The following is a 21,259-nucleotide window of genomic DNA, read 5'->3' on the forward strand; positions in this document are numbered from 1 at the left end:
CGTTAGTTGTAGGGGTGAAAACCGGCTTGTTGTCGTTCAATCACGCTGAGTGGCAGGCAGACCGGCTGCTCACGGTTGAGAAACTGCAGGAGGATCATCACGCGGTCGGTTCCGTGCAATCCGAGGAACACGCCCTCCAGTGGCGCGAGCGGGCCGCTGACGATCTGCAGATTCTCTCCGGGTTTCAGCGCTTCATCCGGCTCCGACAACGTTGATTCGAGGCAACGTGCACGCAAGTGTTCGATGACGTGCTCGGCCACTGTTGCGGGACCATGGTTGAATTCGACGAAACGACTGACTCCCCGAGTAGAGCGCAAGGGTGCCCAGTTGTCGTCACGACTGAGTTGGATGAACAAGTATCCGGGAAAGAGGGATTCCTGGACTCGCTGTCGTTTCCCGCGAATGACGCGTTCACTGACGAGTTGGGGGTGAAAGACCACGTAATTCTGTTGCAGCAGGTTGAGGTGGGCACGCTCATCCTGACGTGGCTTGCATTGTAAAAGGTACCAATTAGGTTGGTCCGAGCTGATGACTGGCATGCTTGTAAACTCTTTGATGATCGAAAGTTTATGGCAGGCAGAAGCTCTATTGAGGGCTAAGTAAGGGCAGTCAGCGAAAGTATTTTTTTTATTATGGGTTTGTGAAGTGTTTCAATGTTGAATCACAAAGTGTTTCATTGGTGTGCATCGAGCAGTGAAGTTTCGCTCTGTTATGCGGCACCTCTGGAGGAATCATCGGTTCAACTTTTTAGAAGGCAAAGCTACCGCACGGTCTGTCCATGCAGGCTTAAGGTTAGGTAACTAAGTAGTTGTCCCTGAAGCGACAGGGCGCGAGTAAGTGATTGCTCGCGCCCTGTAAAAAATCAACCTTGGTAGTTATCGGCCAGACTTTACGGTCTGTCAAACGTTAGCAGTCAAAAAACACGCCATCCATCCAGTAATGGTTCTACCGATGGATAACCAACTGTTTTTTAATGACTTATTCTTTTGGCTGAACGGTAGAAACTTTTTCTGCCTGTTATGGTCGCGACTATTGTTTAGATCGAAAGCTTTCCCCACTATTGGGTGCTGTTATAAAGCCTGGACTGAATAAGTCATCCAGCGCTATAACTTATCGCCTGTCGGCTTGTGTGGAGCAGGGATTATGACCGTTCTTGTTACAGGCGCTGCGGGCTTTATCGGGTATCACGCGGTCAAACGATTGGTGCAGCAAGGCCAGGAAGTTGTCGGTATCGACAACCTTAACGATTACTACAGTGTGGATCTCAAACAGGCGCGGCTTGAACAGTTGAGCGGTCTGCAAAGTTTCAGTTTTGAAACACTGGATATTGTCGACAAGCCTGCCTTGATGGCGTTATTCAAAGCGCACGATTTCACCGAGGTGGTGCATTTGGCCGCTCAGGCGGGTGTGCGCTATTCGCTCGACAACCCGGATGCCTATGCGCAATCGAACCTGGTGGGGTTTCTGAATGTGCTGGAAGCTTGCCGACATTATCCGCCCGCGCATCTGGTCTACGCGTCGAGCAGCTCGGTATATGGGGCCAACAGCAAGTTGCCATACAGCGTCGATGATGCGGTCGAGCACCCTGTCTCGCTTTATGCCGCCACCAAGCGAGCCAATGAGCTTCTCGCCGACAGCTACTGCCATCTTTACGGCTTGAAGGCCAGCGGCCTGCGCTTTTTCACGGTTTACGGGCCCTGGGGCAGGCCGGATATGGCGCTGTTCAAATTTACCGAAGCCATTCTTCAGGGACGACCGATCGACATCTACAACCAGGGTCAGATGGCGCGGGACTTTACTTACGTCGATGACGTTGTCGAAAGCATCGTCCGCCTGTGTCCGAAACCGCCAACGCCGGAGAAGGAGGCAAGTGGCGTGAACCGGATTTTCAACCTGGGGCGCGGCAAACCGGTCGCGTTACTGGATTTCGTCGACTGCCTCGAACAGGCACTGGGCATAAAAGCCCAGCGCAATCTGTTGCCGATGCAGGCAGGCGATGTCATCAAGACCTGGGCTGATGTTTCGGCATTGGAACAATGGATCGGGTTTTCTCCACGAGTGGAAGTTGCAGAGGGTGTGGCGCAGTTTGTGAGTTGGTATCGCCAGTACTATCGGATTTGAGCGGCGCTTCATGCGCCTGTAGTACGGTCATGAGCCGAGACCCACCCGGTTGTTGCGCATGATCGAAAAATTCAGTGCCGCAGCGACACACAGCCAGGCCAGATATGGAAACAGGATCAAGCCGGTGATCACATCCAGGCGCAGGGCCAGGACCACCATCACGGCGACGACCAGCCACAGCAGTACGAGAATGATCATCGCGGCAACGATCCGCTGCGCACCGAAAAACACCGGCGTCCACAGCGTGTTCAGGGCAATCTGCGCCGCCCACAACGCCAGGACCATTTCGCTGCCGGGAATCATCGTCAAACGGTAACCGACCCAGGCCAGCAGTAGATAGATCGTCGTCCACGCCACCGGAAACACCCAGTTGGGTGGGGTGAACTTCGGTTTGTTGAGCTGCGCGTACCATTGGCCGGGCTTGAAAACCATGCCGGTGGTGGCCGCTGCACCGCAGGCGATCAGAAAAATCAGGAAATTCACCATTTATCACTCCTTGGCCGCAGCCAGTCTGCCTGGTTTATTCCGCCGCAGCGGTCGTTCATTCGGATCTTGAGCACATCAGTTCACTGACCCGCGCCACCAGCGTGTCGACCGCGAAAGGCTTGGTCAGCACCTGCATGCCGGGTCCCAACTGGCCGGCGCCGATCACTGCGTTTTCTGCGTATCCGGTAATGAAAAGTGTCGTCAGATTCGGCCGGATCTCTCTCCCGGCGTCTGCCAGTTGTCGGCCGTTCATGCCACCCGGCAGGCCGACGTCGGTGATCAGCAAGTCGATATGCACATTCGATTGCAGCACCTTCAGCCCGGCAACGCTGTCGCCTGCTTCGAGCAAGTTGTAGCCGAGATCGCCAAGCACTTCGGTCAACAAGGCGCGCACGGTCGGTTCATCGTCCACCACCAGAATAGTCTCGCTGGCCTTGGGTACTACCGCCGGCGCGATATGCTTGTCATCGTGATTCTGCACGGGATCGCCACGGTGACGAGGCAGGTAGATGCACATCGTGGTGCCCCGATCGACCTGCGAGTGCACGCGCACCTGACCGCCGGACTGTTTGGCAAACCCGTAGATCATCGACAAGCCCAGCCCCGTGCCCTGGCCCAGCGGCTTGGTGGTAAAGAACGGGTCAAAGGCCTTGGCGATCACATCCGCCGACATGCCGGTGCCGGTATCGCTGACGCACAGGCACACATATTCACCCTCGGGCATATCCAGCGCGCCGGCGGTCTCGGCGTCCATGATGCGATTGGCCGTTTCGATGGTAATGCGTCCGCCGTCGGGCATCGCATCGCGGGCATTGATGCACAGGTTGAGCAATGCGTTTTCCAGCTGACTGGCATCCACCAGTGTCGGCCAGAGCACCGGCGAGCCAATGGTTTCCAGAAGAATGCTCGGGCCCACGGTGCGCTGGATCAGTTCGGTCATGCCGGTCATCAGCATGTTGACGTCGGTGGGTCGCGGATCGAGGGTCTGGCGTCTGGAGAACGCCAGCAGGCGGTGGGTGAGGGCGGCGGCACGCTTGACCGCGCCCTGTGCGGTGACCATGTATTTGTCGACTTCGCTCAACCGGCCCTGACTGATCCGCGTACTCATCAATTCCAGTGCACCGGAAACGCCGGCCAGCAAATTGTTGAAGTCATGAGCCAGGCCTCCGGTCAGTTGGCCGACCGCTTCCATCTTTTGCGACTGACGCAGTTTTTCCTCCGCTTGCATCAACTCGGCGGTGCGCGCTGACACCCGTTGTTCGAGTGTGTCGTTGAGCGCACGCAAGGCGGCGATAGCCCGGTCGCGCTCTGCCTCGACGGTGCGGCGTTCCTCGACGTCGATCAGTACGCCGGGGAAGCGCAGTGGTTTGTTGTCATCGGCACACTCAACGCGACCGTTGGCTTCGATCCACTGGTATCTGCCGTCCGCGCGGCGCACACGGTACTGATGGGAATAGGCGCCACCGCGGCCAATGGCTTGGTCGATCGCCGTGGTCAGTCCATCCCGATCGTCGGGGTGCACGCTGGTGATCACCTGTTCGAGGCTGAGGCCTTCGCGCCCCAGACTCGGGTCGAGGTTGAACACCTGGGCGAAGCCTTCGTCGATGGCAAAACGGTCGGTCAGCAGATCCCAGTGCCAGGTGCCGATAATGGCGCCGGCCGCGAGCGCCAGTTGCACGCGCTCGACGTTCTCCCGGGCGATCGCCTCACTGGCGCGCAAGCGCTCCTCGGCGTCGCGCCGTTCGGTGACGTCGTTGAACAGGATCGCGATCTGCCGGTCGGCCGGATCGCCGACCCGCACGGCACGCACATCGAACCAGCGTTCGAAGGTATTGGCGTAATTCTCGAAGTTCGCCGGCTCCCCGGTCTTGGCCACATGGCCGTAGGTTTCGAACCAGAAGCGCTCAAGATTGGGCGCGAATTCGGTCACCCATTTACCGCGCAGGTTGACCCCGCACTGGCGCTCGAACGCCGGGTTGGCTTCAACGAAGTAGTAGTCGACAGGCTCGTCGTTGGCGTCGAATTTGACTTTGACGATGGCAAACGCCGATTCGATGGTTTCCAGAATGGTGCTGAAACGCTCTTCACTCTCGCGCAACGCCGTTTCGGCACTGCGCGAGCGCGTGAGGTCAAGCATCGCGCCGATCATGCGTTCGGCCTTGCCGGATTGATTGCGGATCAAGTGACCTCGATCGAGCACCTCGGCATAGGAACCATCCTGACAGCAGAATCGATACTCCGCGCTCCATGTCGTGCCGTCGCCATCGATGGCGGCGCGGATCGATGTCAGCACCCGCGTCTGATCTTGAGGATGGATCCGCGCGAACCGCCAGTCGCCACTGGGATCAACGTTCTCCAGCGCGAAACCGTACGCCTGTTGCAACGCCTGGTTCCAGATGATCTGGTTGGTTTGCAGGTCCCAGTCCCACACCGCATCACTGGTGGCCATGACGGCCAGTCGATAGCGTTCCTTGGTTTCGATTATGGCGCGCCCGAATAGATGTTCCTGAGTACGGTCGCGGAGAATTTTCACGAAGCCCAAATGAGTCTGGTCTTCATCGTAGAGCGGCATCAGCTCGCCAGAGGCCCAGAATCGCTCGCCGTCCTTACGCAAATGCCATCGCTCATCGTAGGCACGGCCTTCGACAAGGGCGCGCTGCATTTCCTGTTCGACGCGGCCGGCGGCGCGATCTTCAGGGGTGAAAAAGCAGGATGCGCTCTGACCGCGAACCTCTTCGGCGGACCAGCCCAGCACGTTGGTCGCGCCGCAGTTCCATTCCGTGATGTATCCGCCAAGGTCAGTGACGACCATCGCGAAATCCACTGCACTCTCGAAAACCGCCCGCTGCCGCGCCTCACTACGAGCGAGCGCGGCCTGACTGGCTTGCAGTCGCGCCGTGATGTCGCGCTCATCGTCGGCTTCAGTGCTCTGCAAGGCGGCGCGTAATCGCTTGACCTCGGACTCGAGCGCTTCGCGACTAAGGTGTTTGAGGGTGTCCATCTCGCCTTCTTGGTTGAATTTTTCAGGGGCCGATTCAGAGTGTCGGGCATGACCGACAGGTGCCGTCAATATCGGGAAGCGTTGTGGCTGCTGATCCGTTGACAGGTTGCTTCGTCGTTAAGTTTCACTGATGGAGCAAGGTCGTTTTGGGTGAATGCTGATTTCAAATCGATTCGCTGTCATCCAGGCGGGCCAGCAACGACTGGCCGCGTTGCCACAGTGCCTCTTGCTTGGCCTGCGGCATGCGGTCGAGGTTCCTGTACATCATGGCCATGCGCTGATTGCCGCGCAGCAGTTCGCCGTGGCGCATCAGGAAATGCCAATACAGCGAGTTGAACGGGCAGGCATTGTCCGCCGTGCTTTCGCTGACCTTGTACGCGCAACCGCGGCAGTAATCCGACATGCGATTGATGTACTGGCCGCTGGCGCAATAGGGTTTGGAACCGAGATAACCGCCATCGGCGTGCATGACCATGCCCAGCGTGTTGGGCAGCTCGACCCAATCAAAGGCGTCCATGTAGATCGCCAGATACCACTCGCAGATCTGGCTCGGCGCGATGCCGGCGAGCAGGGCGAAGTTGCCGGTGACCATCAGCCGCTGAATGTGATGCGCGTAGGCGTGCTGCAAGCTTTGCCCGATGGCGTGGCGCATGCAGTTCATTTGCGTGTCGCCGGTCCAGTAGAACTCGGGCAATGCCCGGGTGTTGCCTAACGAGTTGCCCTGCGCGTAATCAGGCATCTTCAGCCAGTACACGCCGCGCACGTATTCACGCCAGCCAATCAGTTGCCGAATGAAGCCTTCGGCGGCATTGAGCGCAACGCTGCCGGACCAGTACGCCGACTCCACGTCGCTGCACAATTGGCGCAGATCCAGCAGGCCGATGTTGAGTGCTGCGCTGACGCGTGCGTGGAACAGGAACGGCTCATCACTGGCCATGGCGTCCTGGTAATCGCCAAACCCGGCCAGACCGTAATCGAGAAAGTACGCCCAAAGAGCCTGCGCATCGGCATGGGTGACGGGATAGTTGAAGTCATCGAGCGCACCGTAGTGCTGGCTGAAACGCGCCTTGACCAGTGCCAGTACTTCGCTGGTGATTGCGTCGTTGCTGAAGCGCGCCGGGTAGGGTGCCTTCACGCTTTTGGGCAGGGCCTTGCGATTCTCGGCATCGAAGTTCCATGCGCCACCCACCGGCGAGCCGTCGCCATTGAGCAACAACCGGCTCTTGCGACGCATCTCCCGGTAGAAAAACTCCATTCGCAGTTGTTTCTTGCCCTTGGCCCAGGCGGCGAACTCTTCGCGACCGCACAGAAAACGCGTATCGGCGTGCCAGTGAATTGGCAAACCGCATTCCTTCATCGATTGCTCCAGCCGCCAGTCGCCACACTCGGTGACGTGCACTTCTTCGGCCTGCAACAGCGCTTGCCAGCGATGCAATTCACCCGGCACCGAACCGCTGTTTTCCGGATCATCCAGCCTGATGTATTCAACGCGTACACCCTGATCTTGCAACGCCTGGGCGAAATGGCGCATGGCGCTGAAGATCAGGGCAATCTTCTGTGGGTGGTGGGGCACGTGGCTGGCTTCTTCCATGACCTCAACCAGCAACACCGTGTCGCGCTCGGCATCGAGTCCCTGTAAGGAAGCCAGGTCGAACGATAACTGGTCGCCCAGTACCAGGCACAAGCGGCGGGTAGTGTTCATTTTACGGTTCATTGGCTTGCTTCGGCGCCCTGGCGGCGGAAGAACAAAGTCACCTGACCGACTTCCACCCCGAACTTGGACATGCTGGTGCGGTTGATCAACGTGTCCTCGTCCATCAGGTACATCCAGTCGTCCATGCTCATTTCATAGGTCGAGTCGTCGACCGGTACGTTCAGCCGATAACGCCAGTGAAATGTGTTGCCGGCCACCTGGCCTTGGGCAACCCCTACGACATCACCGGCGCGACCACTCCACCGTCCCTGGCCCTCGGGCGTCAATGTCCATACGCGGTGTTGGCGAGTACCGTCGCTATACAGAAAACGCTCGTCGAGAATCAGGTTGTTGCCTTCGCGACGGCTGACGATGTTGACTTCAAAGCGCTTGGTCACTTCGCCGCCGCGCTTCTGAAACATTCCCCAGGCCTTGACGGGCTGGCTGAAAAAACGCTGCAGATCGAGGGCTGGTTGTTGATCGGCATAACGGCTGACATCCACGCTGGTGCAGCTTGCGATGCTGAGTAGCAGTGTCAATAACAGCACTAATCGAGTCATTGCTTTACTCCCTGATGGCAGAGGGGGTCGAGGGACCGCGCTGGAGATGCTTTCTTGTACGCCATGAAGCGCGCGTACAGGGTTGCGGCCGTCTAATTTCGCTTTCCCGCGGCAGTGTTGCGCGGCATGGCGGATCAGCACCCAAAATAATTGTACGAAGGTGGTAATTCTGTATAGGTTTTGTTCACGATAGGCGGAAAAAAGCCACCTGACAATCAAGCCGCATTTTTTTTGCGCAAATGCGCAGAACCGACATCACAAGCTGAAGGCTTGCCTGGGTAGCGGGGAGAGGGCGCGAATAGTGTTCACTGTGGTTTGCGGTGCTGTTGCCAGTAGGCGGAAAAAGGCCCGGATTCCTCCGGGCCAGTCATGCTCATCAGTGCGAATCCGCCTCGCTCGCAGCCTCGGCAGCGGATCTTTCCCTGCGCCTCTGGAGCCAACTGTAGAACGCATGCACGGGATGAAGGACGGCGGTGAGTACGCCGAGCAGCAGGATGGTGAAAAGGATGATCAGCGGGATGCTTTCGTGCGAGAACATGGTGGGTTACTCCTGTAGTCACTATGTCGTAACCCGCAGACTAGACGCATCGAATCCTGTTTTTGATGAATGAATGTTCATCCTTGAACGCTTCGGGTGTGTTACGGCAAATCCTCCGGACGCATGGTCAGGATAATTTTTCCGACATTCCCTGAAGACTCCATTCGCCGGTGAGCATCGGCAGCCCGCGCGAGCGCAAATGTGCTGTCCACCACCGGTTCCAGGCTCCCTGCGCCGTCGAAGCGATCGAGCCAATGCTCACGGAAGCGTTGGATCATGGCGTGCTTTTCCGGTTGGGTGCGGGATTTCATCACCGTGCCGATGATTTGCAGATGCCGATAGAGGATGTGTTCGAGCTCCACGCTTACCTGGCCGCCACCGCCCAGAATCCCGACCTGCACCAGTCGGCCACCGTGAGCAAGCGAGGCAATGTTGCGTGCGAAGTAGGGTTCGCCGATGAAATCGATGACCACATCGACCCCTCGACCCTCGGTCTTGTCGGCAATGACTTGGGCGAAGTCCTGGGTCTTGTAGTCAATCGCAACGTCAGCCCCCAGATGTTCGACACGCGATAACTTGCTGCCCTCTGTGGTGGCATACACCGTGGCGCCGGTGGCGTAGGCCAGTTGCACGGCTGCGGAGCCGACACCGCCGGCCGCCGCATGAATCAACACCGAGTCGCCGGACTTGAGGCGAGCCAGGTGCATCATCGCTTCATGGGCGGTGACGAACACCTCCGGGATAGCCGCTGCGTGTACATAATCCAGTTGCGCGGGGATCGGCATGGCCATGCGGTAGTCGATGCGCGCCAGTTCGGCATAGGCGCCACCGCCAACGACGCCCATCACTCGGTCTCCTGCGGCGTAGCCGGTCACTTCGCAGCCTGTCTGGATCACCTCGCCAGCGATCTCCAGTCCGATGATCAGCGAGTCACCGAAATTCGGATGCCCATAACCACCGGTGCGATGGGTCAGGTCGGCACGGTTCACGCCAGCGGCGTAAACCCGCACCAGAAGGTCGGTTGGGCGGACTTCGGGGTTGGGCGCATCGACGAGTTCCAGGACATCTGCGGCGCCGAATTCTCTGATGTTGATCGCTTTCATAGCGGGTTCTTCTCCGAGTCGGAAAACGTGGCATTGGCGATGGCCGATGCAGTGATGGCGCCGGGAAAACCCACATAAAACGCCAGGTGGGTAATCGCTGCGGCAATTTCGTCAAGGCTGACGCCGTTAGTGATTGCCCGGCGCAAGTGAGCGGGCAATTCTTCTGAATGACCACCGGCAATCAATGCAGCGACGGTAATCAGGCTGCGGTCGCGGAGTGACAATCCAGGATCGGCCCAGATCTGCGGATAAAGCGTTGCGTCGACGAAATCCGACAGCTTGGGTGTGAACGCCCGGGCCGCTTCGCGAGGACTGCTGAAATTGATCGTGGACATGGGAGCTCCGTTAAACCTGGCTGATGAATTTGTGGGTGAGGTAGTGCTCGATGCCTTCAACGCCGCCTTCGGAGCCGTGACCACTTTCTTTCAAGCCGCCGAACGGAAGCTCGGTGGCGACGATGCGGTACTGGTTTATCCCGATCATTCCGGCTTCCAGTCCGTCGGCCACGTCGATGGCTGTTCGTGCGCTGGAGGTGAACGCATAGGCCGAAAGGCCATACGGCAATCGATTCGCTTCTTGCAGGCCGTCGGCCAGTTCGTCGAAAGGCATCAACACGGCGATGGGGCCGAAAGGTTCTTCGTGCATGATGCGGGCGTTCATGGGCACGTCTGCCAAAACGGTGGGCTGGAAGAAAAAGCCGTCTCCGGAAAGCGCCTCGCCACCGACCAATACCCGTGCGCCTTTCTCGACGGCATCGGCTATCAATTGCTCCATCTTGACCAACTGCCTTGGGTTGGCGAGCGGTCCGACCTGAGTCTGTGGATCGAAGCCGTCGCCGATTTTCAGGGCTTTGGTGGCCGCGACAAAGTGATCGACAAACGCTTGATAGGCGCCACGCTGAACGATGAACCGGGTCGACGAGATGCACACCTGGCCGGTACCGCGAAAGCGGTTTGCGACCCCCTCTACTGCGGCTTTCTCGACATCAGCGTCGGCGAATACCAACACCGGGCCATGACCTCCCAGCTCAAGGGTAATGGGCTTCACGCCCTCGGCGGCACGGGCCGAGAGCAACCTTCCAATGGGCACGGAGCCTGTGAATGTCACTTTTCGAATGATCGGAGAAGCAATGAGCTGGCTGGACACCTGATCCGGTACGCCGAAGACCACTTGCAGCACGCCTTTGGGCAGGCCTGCGTCGTCCAGCGCCCGTGCCAGGGCCAGCGCGGTGGAGGGACTTTCTTCTCCGGGTTTGAGAATCACGCTGCAACCCGCCGCCAGGGCCGCCGACAGTTTGCGGGCAGGCGTGATGGCCGGAAAATTCCACGGCGTGAAAGCTGCGACCGGGCCAATGGCCTGGCGTTTGACCAGTTGCAGTACACCGGGGCGGTTGGCAGGTACAACACGGCCGTCGATGCGCCGAGCGCTTTCGGCGAACCATTCGAAATACTCTGCGGCTCGCACCACTTCATCCATGCTTTCGCTCAGTGGCTTGCCTTCTTCCAGGGTCATCTGCGCTGCAATGTGCGGGGCTCGTTCCAGGATCAGATCGGCGGCGCGCTTGAGGATTTTCGCGCGCTGGTCCGGCACCGTCTGCCGCCATTGTTCGAAGCCCACTCGGGACACTTCCAGGGCGCGGTCAAGGTCGCCGGCAGTGGCGAGGGGAACACGTCCGATTTCACGCCCGGTCGCAGGGTTGACGACGGCTGCCGTAGAGCGACCTTGCGCATCAATCCATTCACCACCGATGAAAAGATAAAGCTGATCGTAGGAGTTGTTCATGGTATGGCCTTTGGTTGGTTGTCAGGGACGGGCAAGCGCTCCGTGAAACCAAGTCTATGGAAGGTGAGTCGCTTGATTTAGCCGGCCACGAGGGAATCATTGTTGTCCCCAGAGGTAATATCGGGGGCCGGGGGGGAGGGTGTAGCATCCGCACTTGTCTCGAGCGGATTGCAGGTCTGAAGAACGATCAGGATGGATAAACTTTCAAATATGTCGGTGTACATAAAAGTGGTCGAGATGGGCAGTTTCACGGCCGTTGCGAACCATCTGGACTCCACTGTCGGCAATGTCTCACGCGCCGTCTCGGCACTTGAAAATGTGCTCGATGCGCGTCTGTTGCAACGATCTACCCGACGTCTTTCGGTGACCGACGCGGGTCGTCGGTTCTACGAGCGATGCATCAAGATTCTGGCCGACCTGGAAAGTGCAGAAGCCGAAGCGAGCAATGCAGCCTTGAAGCCCAGAGGAACCTTGCGCGTGCACTGCGTACCTGGACTCGCTCGGCACCTGGTGACCGGCGCAGTGCTGGCGTACCGCGATGAATTTCCGGACGTCACCGTGGATTTGATGCTCTCGCAACGCATGCCCAACCTGCTCGAGGACCAGCTGGATGTCTCGATCCTGATTGCTCGTACGCTGCCGGATTCAGCGTATGTCAGTCAGAAGATCGGCGTCAGTCATTGCGTACTGGCAGCGTCGCCCGAATATCTGGATCGACACGGAACCCCGACCACGCCTGACGAACTCAGCGGTCATCAATGCTTGCTGCTCGGAACGGTGGACTATGTGCGGGATGAGTGGCAGCTCAAGAGCAAAGCAGGTGACGCGACCTTCGTTCCCACCGGACCGAGCTTCAGCGTGAATGACATGGACGCGATGGCTATTGCCATTCGGGAAGGGGCCGGAATCGGCTTGTTGGCCGGATTTACTGCCATCGATGATTTGCGCTGCGGAAAACTGGTGCGGGTTCTGCCTGACTACCATACGTACGAGCGCAACGTTTATGCCGTCTACACGTCACGACAGTTCGTCGATGCAAAAATCACTCGCTTTATCGATAGCCTGAAAGACCGCGTCGGTAGTCAGCTGGCAGCAACGGCTCAGGAACTTATCGGTTGAAAGACCGCAGGCAGCCTCGTTGATTCAGGGATGGCGAGCGGGATTGAATGCCGCGCATCCCTGGCTGCGCGGCGAGATATTGTTTCGATACTCACGAAGCGACCGCGAGATGAACGGCGTTTTTACACAGCAAACGCAGTCCCGCGAGTATTCACAAAAAGCGAGTAGATCGAGTGACTGCTTGCCATGAACAGCCTGTTCCCTTCGCGCCCCCCGAAGCACAGGTTCGGGCAGCGCTCTGGCAGCGAAATATGGCCGATGGCCTTGCCCTGTGGATTGAAAACCCGCACGCCGTCGAGTTTTTCCAGGTCAGCCCTGGGATCGCCATTGCCGCCCCAGCCGCACCAGAGGTTGCCCGCTTCGTCGCACTTGATACCGTCGATTGCCGCGTAGTCCAGCCCCTCGATGTGCTTGCGGCGCTCGCCCAGTGTGCCGTCTTCCTTCACGGCAATGGCCCAGATCAAGCGATTGGGTTTGGCGCGACCTTCGACGACATACAGGGTTTTCTCGTCGGGAGAAAAGCACAGACCATTGGGGCCGTTCAGGTCGTCGATGACCCGAGTGACCTTTCTGCTCTCACCGTCGATGCGGTAAACGGCGTGGGGTTGGCTCGGGGTGATTTTGTGGCCTTCGTAGTTGTTGCCGGTCTGGAATGGCGGGTCGGTAAACCAGATCGATCCGTCACTTTTGCAGACGATGTCGTTGGGCGAGTTGAAGGGCTTGCCCTCGAAGCTGTCGGCCAGCACGGTGATCGTGCCGTTGTATTCGGTGCGCGTGACGCGGCGGCCTTCGCTAGTGGTGGTAGAGCCTTCGCAGACGATAAGCCGCCCTTGGCGATCCCGGCACATCCCGTTGGAGAAGTTCGAGTGCTCACGGTAGACGGTGAAGGTCTCGGTGATTTCATCCCAGCGCATGATGCGATTATTGGGGATGTCGCTGACCAGCAAATAGCGGCCATCGCCGATCCAGACCGGTCCTTCGGCCCAGCGCATGCCGGTGGCAAGTTTTTCCACACTGGCGTTGAAAATGCGCAGGTCGAGGAAGCTGTCGTCGAGGATGTGAATCAGTGGATCCGGGTAGCGTTGACTCAACGGTTCGGCGGCTTCAGCGAGACTGGGCAGCAAGGTGCTGCCGGTGGCGAGAGTGGCAGAAACGGCGAGGGATTTTTTCAGGAAGCTGCGGCGGGTATTGCCCTTTACCTGTTCGAGGCTTTCAGGCTTGGCGGCCAGGGATGAGTCCATGTAGCGATCTCCGTGGTTTTATTTTTGTTGGGAGGCGTACTAATAACCTGTGATAGGACATCGTACAAGTTAATCGTTTGCTTGCCCCTACAGATCTTGGAGTGAAGTGCGCTTTGCTTAAGGGTGAAGTCTGGAATCCATATAGCCCAAGCGCAGCCTTATATTCCCAAACGAAGTTCATGTTAATTTTATAGTGCGTTTTAATCTAATCAGGTTTTTCCTGATTGGAGCATTCGCTCTTGAAGATTTCGACACATTTGACACTTGGCCTGGCGCTCGCCGTCAGTTGCGCTGCAGCATTCGCGGGGCCCACCCTTGATCGCGTGACGCAAAAAGGTGAACTCACCGGTGTCCTGATGGAGAGCTACCCGCCGTTCTCTTTTCTCAATGACCAGAATCAGCTCGACGGCTTCGATGTGGATGTCGCTAAAGCTGTGGCCGAGCGCCTTGGGGTCAAGCTGAAACTTGAAACGCCTTCCTGGGACGTGATTGCCGCAGGGCACTGGAACGGTCGATACGACATCTGCGTGTGCTCGATGACACCGAGCAAGGCGCGGGCCGAAGTGTTCGACTTTCCCGTGGAGTATTACCAGTCACCGGCGGTGATCGTGGTCAATGCGAAGGACAAGGAGATTGCCACTGGCAAAGATTTGTCCGGCAAAAAAGTCGGTGTGATCAGTGCGTCGACTTATGAGGCCTATCTGAACAAGGATCTGGTCATTGAAGGCGCCGAGGACAAACCGTTGAGCTATCCGTTCGACAATGTCCAGATCGCGCCTTACGACAATGAAACCGTTGCCTTCCAGGATCTCGCACTCGGTACCGGCGTGCGCCTGGACGCTATGGTCACCAACCTGATCACCGCGCGTGAACGCATCGCTCAGGATCCGCGCTTCAAGATTGCCGGAGATCCACTGTATGCCGAACCGAACGTCGTGGCGGTCGAAAAAGGCGATGCGCAATGGAATGCGAAAGTCACCGAAGTCATCGCACAACTCAAGACTGACGGCACGCTAAGCAAAATATCCCGCAAGTGGATCGGTTCTGATATCAGCCAATGACAGCAATCAATCCGCATCCGGCCAAAGCGGCTGTTACCCCGCAAAAGCAGCCGCCACTGACACGTCAGCTGTTCGGTTTTCGCACGCGTCTGTATCTGACGTGGGCGGCGCTGTCGGGTCTGGGCGTGTGGTTTTTCATGCGCTTCGATCTGAAGTTTTCGATCATTCTGGAAAAGTGGCCGAACCTGGTCGGCCTGCATCTGGGGCCGAACGGGTTCTTGCAGGGCGCCGCGCTGACGATATTCCTGTGTTTCTGCTCGATCTGGTTTTCGTTATTGCTGGGCTTTGTCACCGCGTTGGCCAGGCTGTCGAGCAGCGCCGTGGCGTTTGGTATCGCCAGCTTCTACGCCTCGTTCTTTCGCGGCACGCCGCTGTTGATCCAGATCCTGTTGATCTATCTGGGGCTGCCGCAGCTGGGTGTGGTGCCAGGCGCAATCAGCGCCGGGATCATCGCGCTGTCGCTCAACTACGGGGCTTATCTCAGTGAGATTTTTCGTGCCGGCATCCTCGCGGTTGCCCCGGGTCAGCGCGAAGCAGCCGCCGCACTGGGCCTGAGACCCGCCGCAACATTCATCCATATCATCCTGCCGCAAGCCATGCGCACGATCATTCCGCCGACCACCAGCCAGTTCATTTCGATGCTCAAGGACTCGTCCCTGATTTCGGTCATGGGTGTCTGGGAAGTGATGTTTCTGGCGCAGTCGTACGGGCGTTCGTCCTACCGTTACATCGAAATGCTGACCACCGCAGCCGCCATCTATTGGCTGTTATCCATCGGTCTCGAACTGATCCAGCATCGCCTCGAACGCCATTACGGCAGAGGCTTCAAGCATCAGCGCTGAGCCATTCCGTTGAATGATTTCTAGCAGGAACCAAGATGTCCGATCCTAAACCTCTGCTGTTTGCACTCTATGAACAAGCCAGCGTCGGGTGCGGCGGTGCGCCGAGTCTGTGGACGCACCCGGCTGACGAACGCCTGGCGATCAACTCGCTGGGCTACTGGTCAAACCTGGCGCGGATTGCCGATCAGGCGCACCTCGATATGTTGTTCTTTGGTGATGTGCTGGGCTTCTACGATGTGCTGGGTGGCAATGCCGATGCGGCAGTGAAATGGGCGGTGGAAGCACCGGCCAACGATCCGTTGATGATCATTCCGGCGTTGGCGGCCGTGACGGAAAACCTGGCGTTTGGTGTCACGGTGACCACCAGTTATGAGCACCCGTTTACCCACGCCCGGCGCTTCAGCACGCTTGATCACCTCACCAATGGGCGAGTGGGCTGGAACATCGTCACCTCTTACCTGTCCAGCGCCGCCCGCAATTTCGGGCTGGAGCAAATGATCAAGCATGACGATCGCTATGAGCGCGCCGAAGAGTTTCTCGATGTGGTGTACAAACTGTGGGAAGGCAGTTGGGCCGATGACGCCGTGGTTGCCGACAAGGCCCGCCAGCTGTATGCCAGAGGCGACCGGGTGCGACCGATCAATCACGAGGGGGCGCACTATCGCGTGGCCGGGCCGCACCTGACCGCTCCGTCTCCGCAGCGCACCCCGTTGCTGATTCAGGCGGGCTGGTCGGGACGCGGTCGAGAGTTCGCCGCCAAGCACGCGGAACTGATCTTCATCGCCAAATCCAACCCGCAGGAAATCCGTCAGGGCCTGGAAGACATCTGGGCCCAGGCTGAGGCGCTTGGGCGTCAACGTGAAGACGTGAAATCGTTGACTGTACTGCGCATCGTCACGGCCAAAACCGAAATCGAAGCCCAGCGCAAATACGACGAGTTGCAAAGCAACTATCACTTGCAGGCACAACTGGTCAGTTACGCCGGCGACACCGGCATCGACATCAGCCGCTACGCCGACAGCGATGCGCTATCGACGCACACCGAAGGCCTGACCTCTTACGTGATGCGCCCCGATGGCAGTGGAAAGCCGCTGACGGCGGGTGATGTGAAAAAGCGCTTCGCCAGCGTTACCCGTGGCAGCGACCTGATTCTCGTCGGTACACCGCAGCAAGTCGCCGATCGCATTGAAGAACACGCGCGAATTTCCGGCACCAGCGGCTACATGCTCAACCCGTTGATCAGCCCGGGCAGCCTTGAGGACTTTGTCGAACTGGTTATTCCCGAACTGCAAAAGCGTGGGCTGTATCGTACTCAACCGCAGAGTGGCACTTTCCGCTCGCGGTTACGGGCAGATCACTCCAATCACCTGCCTGCCTCGGCCTATGGGGCTTCGTTCCGCTTCGACAAGGCGCTTTATGACTGACGCTATTTGACCGCATACACTTTGCGTACATAGCGCGTGCTTTTCCAGGCGCACGGTGCCCCGCGCGCAACAAACACGCTGTCGCCGGTATTGACGGTCACGCTCAAACCCTCAGGCGTCTGCAACGTTACGCTGCCTTCGATCAGGTACATCAGCTCATTGAGCTTGTGCGGGCGACCGTGACGTTCGTAGGGCGTCGAGTCCCACACGCCGACACGCAGATCGGTCGTGGCATCTTCGAAGGCATTACCTGACCGGCATTGCGGTGTTGCACCGATCAGAATCTGTTGCTCCGGCGCGGCGGAGGGAGACAGGTGTGCCAGCGGATCAAGCAGCGTCAGGCCGGGTTTCGCGGCTGCGGTGGCCATCGCGCAAAACGCCCACCGGGTGCCGGTCTTTGCTTCGATCCGCAGGGCCGTACCCCGGCCGATAACCGCGCTGGCGCCGACGGCCAGTTCCAGCGTCCGCTCCCGGGTTTTCAACGTCACATGCCCCGCGTGAACCACGATCACCTCGGTGTGCGGGAAGTCGTCGATATCAAGGCTTGCGCCTGCTTCGACGATGCCTGCAGATATGCCGTCGCTCCCTGACCAGGCGACCTGACGTCCGGTCGAGAAAGGGTCTGCGGCGTTCAAGGGTTGCTGTTTGAAAGCGGTGTCGACGCGACTGCCATCGGCACGAGCCAACAGCATGATGCAAGGTTCGGACATACGGGTGAAGCTCCAAGTCTTGAGGGGATTTCTTGGGGGGCGACCAGCGCCAGCGCGATAGTCAGCCGATGGCTTGAGTGACCAGGGCAAACTGCCGAACGCCATTGTTTGCTTGCGGTGCTGCACCGCGGGACATTTGGGCCACGGTGTCGACCTTTTTCAGGCCGGCGGCTTCCAGCCAATCGGCCAGGCCACAATCTGCTGGAATATCGATGCGCACAAAGGCATCCGGTATCCCGGCCAGCAATGTCGCGATCAGGTGTTGGGCTTGCTCAAGGTTTTCGGCGATCAGCGGGCCGATGCAACGGCCGCGACCGAATGGGCGCAGCAGGGCGAAGGCGTGCAATTGACCGTCACGCACAATGCCCACCGAATGCTCGACGACAGAGAACAGATCGCTGAGCACCGCTCGCCGATCCAGTCCGCTCCCGGCATTGGCCAGTTCCAGCGCCCGCGCATGATCCGACTCGCGCAATGGGCGGCATTCTTCACCGTCTGCCAATGGCCCGGGCAAAGGGGCTTGCGCCTGGCCCTGGTGCTGCTGAATCCGGCCAAACTCGACAAAACCCTGACTGGCGTACAGCGGTGCGCCGGCCACGGTTGCATTCAATATCGCCGTGCTTGACTGGCAAGCCTGCAGCGCGTGTTCCATGAGCTTTCGCCCGATGCCCTGGCCCTGGTATTCGTCACTGACAATGACCAGGCCAATGGTCGTGAAATCACCTTGCGGGCAGGCAAACGCGGTGCCGATCAAACGCTCGCCATCGAGTACGACAAAGCCCTTGCTGACCCGTTGCAGCATGGCCCAGTCGTCAAGTCGATGGGGCCACTTCAATTGCACGGACAGTGCATGAGCCTTGGGCAGGTCGTCGGCAGTCATCGGCCGATAGACGTAGGAAGGGAGCGGGGTGGACATGGCGATTCTCCGATCAAGAGTGTGCGCTGGCGCCGGGTTTTGCGCCGAGGTGAAGCCTGTATCCCATCTGGATGAAAGCCTGACAAGGGGGCAGGGAATATTCGGCAGATTCCGCGAAGCACGGTCCCGAAGACCACACTTACTACTTAATCCGGGCCTTGTGTCGGCAGCAAATGCTTGGGCCTTTTTACCCTATAAAAGGCTTGTACCCAGTCTCGTCGCTCAGGCGCAGGATGTAGGTTCAATCGCCTCGATTCAGAACCGGGCTGACAGGCGCCGCAGCAACTGATGCCAAGGCTGCGATGGGGCGCAGTTTCTGCGGGCAAAGTCGCTGTCGGAAATCAAAAGCGCCAGATAAAGGCCCATAAGTGCGCATAAACAGGGGCTTTGCCCAAGGCTGGAGCGCACCGCAAAGTCTGCTGAGTGGAATGACCAAAACGGTGATTTGTATCGAACGGAGGTCGCTTTTAACGCCATCTGCTGATTTCACGGTGTTGTAATGACGGTGTGCTGCAGCGTTGCATCGCTACTGCGCAAACCAGGCAAATGCTTGTAGCGCCATTGACCTCAACGAACTTCAGGAACGCACTCAATGAGCTTTCTTCGCCCCAAATTCATTACCTTCGACTGCTACGGAACGCTGACCAATTTCCACATGGGCACAATGACCCGCGAACTCTTCGCCGATCGCGTTCCCGCTGAGCAGATGGATCAGTTCGTAAAGGATTTCTCGGCCTATCGCCTGGACCAGGTCATGGGCGACTGGATGCCGTATGACGAGATTCTCAAGACCGCTCTGGCGCGTACCTGCAAGCGTTGGGGAATCGAATACCGCGACGAAGGCCAGCTGTATTACGACGCTGTTCCGACCTGGGGCCCGCACCCGGACGTACCGGCCGGCCTGTCGAAAATCGCCGACAAGATTCCCTTGGTGATTTTCTCCAACGCCAGCAACAGCCAGATCATGTCCAACGTCGAAAAACTCGGCGCACCTTTTCACAAAGTCTTCACGGCCGAACAGGCACAAGCCTACAAACCTCGTCTGGCGGCGTTCGAGTACATGCTCGACAACCTCAACTGCGGCCCGGAAGACATCTTGCATGTGTCCTCCAGCTTCCGTTACGACCTGATGCCGGCCCACGACATGAAGATCAAGAACAAGGCCTTCGTCGCCCGTGGTCACGAAGTACCGGGCAACGCCTTCTACAGCTACCACCAGATCCCGGACATCGGCGGTCTGGCCGCACTGGTCGGCCTGTAACGACATCCTCATTGGCAAAGGCGGGATTGAACATGGGCAGTGAATCCTACTGGCTCGACAGCGCACCGGCCTTCACCGGCGCACAGCTCGGCGGTTTGCCCGGGCAAGTCGATGTGGCCATCGTCGGTGGCGGTTTCACCGGGCTGGCGGCGGCCCGGGCCCTGGCGCTCAAGGGCGCCAGTGTGGTGGTGCTGGAAGCCGGGCGGGTGATCGGCGAGGCTTCGGGACGCAATGGCGGGCAGTGCAACACGGGGGTGGCGCAGGATTACGCCAGCCTCAGCGCCAGCCTCGGTGCCGACCGGGCGAAAGCCTATTACCAGGCTTACGAAAGTGCCGTGCAAAGCGTTGTGTCGCTGGTCGAGCAGGAGCAGATCGCCTGTGACCTGCTGCGCAACGGCAAGCTGAAACTGGCGGCAAAACCGTTGCACTACGAAGGCCTGGCCCGCACCTGCGAGCTGATCCGCAACGAAGTCGATGCCGATGTTGAATTGCTGTCTGCCGAACAGACCCGCACCGAAGTCAACTCTGCGCAGTTCCATGGCGGCCTGTTGCAGCGCAATGGCGTGCAGATGCACGTCGGGCGTTTCGGCATCGGTCTGGCAGAAGCGGCGGTGCGTCACGGCGCGCTGATCCATGAGGGCACCTCGGTGCTCGACTGGAAAGCCCGGGCTGATGGTTATCAGGTCAACACCAGCAAGGGATCGCTGCACGCCGGGCAGGTTCTGCTGGCGACCGGTGCCTGTCAGCACGGTGGTCTGGGCTGGTATCGGCGGCGAATCGTACCGGTGGGCAGTTTCGTGATTGCCACCGAGGTCCTGCCGCGGGCGTTGATCGATCAGTTGCTGCCGGGGCGCCGCGCTTATGTCACCAGTCGAATGATCGGTAACTACTTCCGCCTGACCCCGGATAACCGTTTGCTGTTTGGCGGGCGCGCGCGGTTTGCCATGTCCGACAGTGTCAACGATGCCAAGAGCGGCAAGGTGCTGCAGGCGGCGATGGTCCAGATGTTCCCGCAACTGGCCGGCGTCAGGATCGATTACTGCTGGGGCGGCCTGGTAGACATGACCTCCGACCGTTTGCCGCGAGCCGGCCAGCACGGCGGCGTGTTCCACTCGATGGGTTACAGCGGCCACGGCGTGCAGATGTCGGTGCACATGGGGCAGGTGATGGCCGATGTGATGGCCGGCAATGCCGAGGCCAACCCCTGGCGTGAACTCGACTGGCCGGCGATCCCCGGGCATTTCGGCAAGCCGTGGTTCCTGCCTTTCGTGGGCGCCTATTACCGCTTTCAGGACTATTTGCATTGAGCTGATGCTGTGGCTTTACCGTCGTTTGCGTTTCCAGGACGTTCCGGCCAACCGGAACACTTGAGCCTTCTTAATTTCGACAGGTAGCACTGAA

General features: G+C 58.8%; 19 protein-coding genes. 7 read left to right on the plus strand and 12 right to left on the minus strand.

Translation table 11 applies throughout. The features are described 5' to 3' along the window. Positions 1–2 precede the first annotated feature (2 nt). Positions 3–539, minus strand: a complete 537-nt coding sequence (gene rfaH, locus L6D82_RS07040) for a transcription/translation regulatory transformer protein RfaH (protein ID WP_085745622.1) — start codon at positions 537–539, stop codon at positions 3–5. A gap of 604 nt (positions 540–1,143) precedes the next feature. Between rfaH and L6D82_RS07045 the strand changes: the two genes are divergently transcribed. Next, a complete protein-coding gene (locus tag L6D82_RS07045; RefSeq protein WP_236188486.1) occupies positions 1,144–2,121 on the plus strand; it encodes an NAD-dependent epimerase in 978 nt (325 codons plus the stop codon). A gap of 27 nt (positions 2,122–2,148) precedes the next feature. On the opposite strand, the gene tspO is transcribed toward L6D82_RS07045, so the two are convergent. The 8 genes from tspO to L6D82_RS07085 form a co-directional block, all read right to left on the minus strand. Next, the gene (gene tspO / locus L6D82_RS07050) at positions 2,149–2,604 is read right to left on the minus strand and encodes a tryptophan-rich sensory protein TspO (protein ID WP_085745856.1); all 456 of its coding nucleotides are present in this window, start codon (positions 2,602–2,604) and stop codon (positions 2,149–2,151) included. Positions 2,605–2,662: 58 nt separating this feature from the next. After that, positions 2,663–5,608: a PAS domain-containing hybrid sensor histidine kinase/response regulator gene (locus L6D82_RS07055; protein ID WP_236188488.1), complete on the minus strand. Its 2,946-nt coding sequence runs from the start codon at positions 5,606–5,608 to the stop codon at positions 2,663–2,665. A 163-nt stretch (positions 5,609–5,771) separates the two neighbouring features. Beyond that, positions 5,772–7,310 (minus strand): cryptochrome/photolyase family protein, encoded by a 1,539-nt coding sequence (locus tag L6D82_RS07060; protein WP_236188489.1) that lies wholly within the window; start codon positions 7,308–7,310, stop codon positions 5,772–5,774. Positions 7,311–7,318: 8 nt separating this feature from the next. Continuing rightward, on the minus strand, positions 7,319–7,861 hold the full coding sequence (locus L6D82_RS07065; protein WP_102686128.1) for a DUF3833 domain-containing protein: 543 nt from the start codon (positions 7,859–7,861) through the stop codon (positions 7,319–7,321). A 376-nt stretch (positions 7,862–8,237) separates the two neighbouring features. After that, complete coding sequence (locus L6D82_RS07070; RefSeq protein ID WP_165369533.1) at positions 8,238–8,399, minus strand: hypothetical protein; 162 nt, start codon at positions 8,397–8,399, stop codon at positions 8,238–8,240. A gap of 101 nt (positions 8,400–8,500) precedes the next feature. Beyond that, a complete protein-coding gene (locus L6D82_RS07075; protein ID WP_236188491.1) occupies positions 8,501–9,502 on the minus strand; it encodes an NAD(P)H-quinone oxidoreductase in 1,002 nt (333 codons plus the stop codon). Further along, complete coding sequence (locus tag L6D82_RS07080) at positions 9,499–9,837, minus strand: carboxymuconolactone decarboxylase family protein (protein WP_197867780.1); 339 nt, start codon at positions 9,835–9,837, stop codon at positions 9,499–9,501. The genes L6D82_RS07075 and L6D82_RS07080 overlap by 4 nt, the downstream gene beginning before the upstream one ends. A 10-nt stretch (positions 9,838–9,847) precedes the next feature. Next, complete coding sequence (locus L6D82_RS07085) at positions 9,848–11,284, minus strand: NAD-dependent succinate-semialdehyde dehydrogenase (protein ID WP_236188492.1); 1,437 nt, start codon at positions 11,282–11,284, stop codon at positions 9,848–9,850. A gap of 192 nt (positions 11,285–11,476) precedes the next feature. Here L6D82_RS07085 and L6D82_RS07090 point away from each other — a divergent pair, with 192 nt between their 5' ends. Further along, positions 11,477–12,403, plus strand: a complete 927-nt coding sequence (locus L6D82_RS07090) for a LysR family transcriptional regulator (RefSeq protein WP_236188493.1) — start codon at positions 11,477–11,479, stop codon at positions 12,401–12,403. A gap of 122 nt (positions 12,404–12,525) precedes the next feature. Here L6D82_RS07090 and L6D82_RS07095 read toward each other — a convergent pair whose 3' ends face one another. Beyond that, positions 12,526–13,644 (minus strand): SMP-30/gluconolactonase/LRE family protein, encoded by a 1,119-nt coding sequence (locus tag L6D82_RS07095; protein ID WP_236188495.1) that lies wholly within the window; start codon positions 13,642–13,644, stop codon positions 12,526–12,528. A gap of 239 nt (positions 13,645–13,883) precedes the next feature. Here L6D82_RS07095 and L6D82_RS07100 point away from each other — a divergent pair, with 239 nt between their 5' ends. Genes L6D82_RS07100 through L6D82_RS07110 form a run of 3 tightly spaced genes read left to right on the plus strand, consistent with a single transcriptional unit; the run spans position 13,884 to position 16,971 of the window. Further along, positions 13,884–14,705, plus strand: coding sequence for an ABC transporter substrate-binding protein (locus L6D82_RS07100; protein ID WP_236188741.1), 822 nt, complete (start codon positions 13,884–13,886; stop codon positions 14,703–14,705). After that, positions 14,702–15,547 carry an amino acid ABC transporter permease gene (locus L6D82_RS07105; protein ID WP_011334213.1) on the plus strand — a complete coding sequence of 282 codons (846 nt, stop codon included), beginning with the start codon at positions 14,702–14,704 and terminating at the stop codon, positions 15,545–15,547. Before L6D82_RS07100 ends, L6D82_RS07105 begins: the two co-directional genes overlap by 4 nt. 35 nt (positions 15,548–15,582) lie before the next feature. Continuing rightward, positions 15,583–16,971: an LLM class flavin-dependent oxidoreductase gene (locus tag L6D82_RS07110; protein WP_236188497.1), complete on the plus strand. Its 1,389-nt coding sequence runs from the start codon at positions 15,583–15,585 to the stop codon at positions 16,969–16,971. A 2-nt stretch (positions 16,972–16,973) separates the two neighbouring features. Here the strand turns inward: L6D82_RS07110 and L6D82_RS07115 are convergent, their stop codons facing one another. Together L6D82_RS07115 and L6D82_RS07120 are read right to left on the minus strand one after the other, a co-directional pair. Beyond that, a complete protein-coding gene (locus tag L6D82_RS07115; protein ID WP_236188503.1) occupies positions 16,974–17,681 on the minus strand; it encodes a cupin domain-containing protein in 708 nt (235 codons plus the stop codon). Positions 17,682–17,742: 61 nt separating this feature from the next. Next, positions 17,743–18,597, minus strand: a complete 855-nt coding sequence (locus tag L6D82_RS07120) for a GNAT family N-acetyltransferase (RefSeq protein ID WP_236188508.1) — start codon at positions 18,595–18,597, stop codon at positions 17,743–17,745. Positions 18,598–19,189: 592 nt separating this feature from the next. On the opposite strand from L6D82_RS07120, the gene L6D82_RS07125 reads away from it, so the two are divergent. Next, positions 19,190–19,858 carry a haloacid dehalogenase type II gene (locus L6D82_RS07125; RefSeq protein WP_102686138.1) on the plus strand — a complete coding sequence of 223 codons (669 nt, stop codon included), beginning with the start codon at positions 19,190–19,192 and terminating at the stop codon, positions 19,856–19,858. 32 nt (positions 19,859–19,890) lie between these two features. Then, a complete protein-coding gene (locus tag L6D82_RS07130; protein WP_236188509.1) occupies positions 19,891–21,165 on the plus strand; it encodes an NAD(P)/FAD-dependent oxidoreductase in 1,275 nt (424 codons plus the stop codon). The last annotated feature ends 94 nt before the right edge of the window (positions 21,166–21,259 follow it).

The sequence above is a fragment of the Pseudomonas paraglycinae genome, from assembly GCF_021601625.1.
Lineage (GTDB): Bacteria > Pseudomonadota > Gammaproteobacteria > Pseudomonadales > Pseudomonadaceae > Aquipseudomonas > Aquipseudomonas paraglycinae.